The organism is Bacillus sp. 05T31 (assembly GCF_056396725.1).
The window spans coordinates 1-443 of sequence record NZ_JBFTMA010001395.1; the positions used below are offsets into that span (position 1 = coordinate 1).

Sequence of the window (443 nt, forward strand, 5' to 3'; positions counted from 1 at the left end):
ACATAAGCGCGTATATATTCCATAGCTACCTTATCAGCTTCTTTTGCCTTATCCGATTCCATTTGACAACCAGAAATGCTGATCAGTGCCAGCATTCCTAGTATTAAAAATTTAAAATTAAGCTTCATTATCTTCATTCTCTATACCTCCAGATGACTATACCGATTGTAATTCTCTTTCTTCGTCTGACTTTGTTGAAGTGTCAAAGGCCGTCATTAGCTCTTTAAATACTGGATCAACATTGATGATTGCCGTACGTCCATATATATCCTGGAACAAGCATTGGCCCCTTTTAAGCTTTTTCATCATAGATACATTCTCATCTGTAATTGGGAGATTATAATAACTCAACATTTCCTCGGCTTCCTTATCGTATTTCATAGCAAACGAGAATTTCATACCCACATTGGCAACCTCACGATTTTCAGAATTAAAATCGCTGG

At 36.8% G+C, this 443-nt stretch carries 1 protein-coding gene; it reads right to left on the reverse strand.

Annotation, left to right across the window (positions count from 1 at the left end):
* Window positions 1-156: 156 nt before the first annotated feature.
* Window positions 157-443 (reverse strand): ATP-binding protein (locus AC1DJR_RS33480; RefSeq protein ID WP_477004623.1); only part of this gene is annotated, 287 nt, incomplete at its 5' end.